The organism is Marinagarivorans sp. (assembly GCF_982758155.1).
The window spans coordinates 1-1,909 of the sequence record NZ_CEXWTU010000052.1 but is presented as its reverse complement, the minus strand read 5'-3'; the positions used below and the strand labels follow the sequence as shown (position 1 = coordinate 1,909).

Annotated in this window: 2 protein-coding genes; both read left to right on the top strand. The window is 47.8% G+C overall.

Annotated elements, in window-relative coordinates:
• Positions 1-44 precede the first annotated feature (44 nt).
• Positions 45-758, top strand: a complete 714-nt coding sequence (gene cmoA, locus AC3A8L_RS08135; protein WP_487961754.1) for a carboxy-S-adenosyl-L-methionine synthase CmoA — start codon at positions 45-47, stop codon at positions 756-758.
• Between the two features lie 178 nt (positions 759-936).
• A partial coding sequence (gene cmoB, locus AC3A8L_RS08130; protein WP_487961737.1) for a tRNA 5-methoxyuridine(34)/uridine 5-oxyacetic acid(34) synthase CmoB occupies positions 937-1,909 on the top strand: 973 nt, incomplete at its 3' end.

The following is a 1,909-nucleotide window of genomic DNA, read 5'->3' as shown; positions in this document are numbered from 1 at the left end:
ACAACTGCTCGGATAACAGTCCGAGCAAGCCCGCCACAGATACTATCTATGCAAGCCCCAGCGACATTGTTGAAGGCTTCCGTTTTGACGATAAAGTGGTTTCTGTATTTCCCGATATGATTCAGCGATCGGTACCGGGCTATAGCACCATCATCCATATGATTAGCCAGCTAACGGCGCGTTACGCACAACACGACACCCACTGCTATGACTTGGGCTGCTCGCTGGGGGCTGCAACTTTAGCTATGCGCAACGGCTTAGGTGCCAAGCAGTGTCATATCATTGGAGTCGATAATTCACCGCAAATGGTCGAACGCTGCAAAAGCCTAGTTAAGGCCGATGCACCCAGCCATATCAGCATTAACATTATCGAAGCAAATATCGAAACCATCGAGTTCAAGCCGGCCTCGGTGGTTGTACTCAATTTCACACTGCAGTTTTTACCCATTGAAAAGCGCACGGCACTTTTACGGCGCATTGGTGAAGCATTAGTACCTGGCGGCGTTTTGATTTTGTCCGAAAAACTCGCCTTCGACGACCCGCGCCACCACGAATTAATGATTGAACTACACCACAATTTTAAGCGCAGCCAAGGTTATAGCGATTTGGAAATAGCGCAAAAGCGCCAGTCCATAGAAAACGTACTCATCCCAGAAAGCTTTCCCAGCCATCAGGCACGCTTAAAAGATGCAGGTTTTAGCGGTGTAGAACTATGGTTTCAGTGCTTTAACTTCGCCTCGATGATTGCCTTTAAGTAAGGAACGAGGAAACAATATTTCACCCACTAATACTTGATGTCGACTTCCTTACCTTCGTTGCTCAAAGCGTTACATGCCCCAGCATGCGCCCCTTTAAGCGTCTCGATAAGAAAGCCGATCTCTTCGCCTAATTGGATAAACTATTATTACCTCGTCCCTAATGACTAACTAGACACCTATGATTGACTACAACCATTTAATTTCAGAGCTTCAAAACACTAAGCTTCAAGCCCTTGGCGATGCGATTCCGGCCGCAGTTGAGTATGGTCTTTGTGTTAAACGCCACGGTGACCTCGCCCGTTGGCTAGACGCACTTGCCACATTGCCAGCAATAACCCCTAGCCATGTTGAGCTAAAAGACAACGTGCACATTGGCCGACCTGAAGACTTAAGTCCCGAACAACAAACCCAGCTAGAAGCCAGCTTGCGTGCACTCATTCCTTGGCGCAAAGGCCCTTTCAAACTCTTCAATACTGATATTGATACCGAATGGCGCTCAGACTGGAAATGGGACCGCGTCATCAACGGCATAAGCCCACTTAAAAACAGAACAGTTTTAGATGTCGGCTGTGGCAGTGGCTACCATTGCTGGCGTATGTATGGCGAAGGCGCTACTAGAGTGATCGGTATCGATCCGTCCCCACGCTTTGTGGTGCAATTTCATCAAGTTAAGAAATACCTCGCTGATGCCCCGGTAGATTTACTCCCCATGGGTATAGAAGCCCTACCCGGTCAACTGAATGCTTTCGATACAACATTTTCGATGGGCGTTCTTTATCACAGGCGCTCGCCTATTGACCACCTACGGGAATTAAAAGATACCCTTAGAGCAGGAGGCGAATTGGTACTGGAAACATTAATAGTCGACGGTGAGCTGGGCTACAGTTTAATGCCCGATGGACGTTATGCAATGATGAACAACGTGTGGTTCTTACCCTCAATTCCAACATTAGAATTGTGGCTAAAACGTGCAGGTTATAAAGATATTCAGTGCATAGACGTTAACGTCACCAGCCTTGAAGAACAGCGCGCAACCGATTGGATGCGTTTCTTATCCTTAAAAGATTTTCTCGACCCTAACGACCCGACAAAAACAGCCGAAGGTTACCCCGCACCAAAGCGTGTGGTAATGCGAGCGACCAAACCCCAAT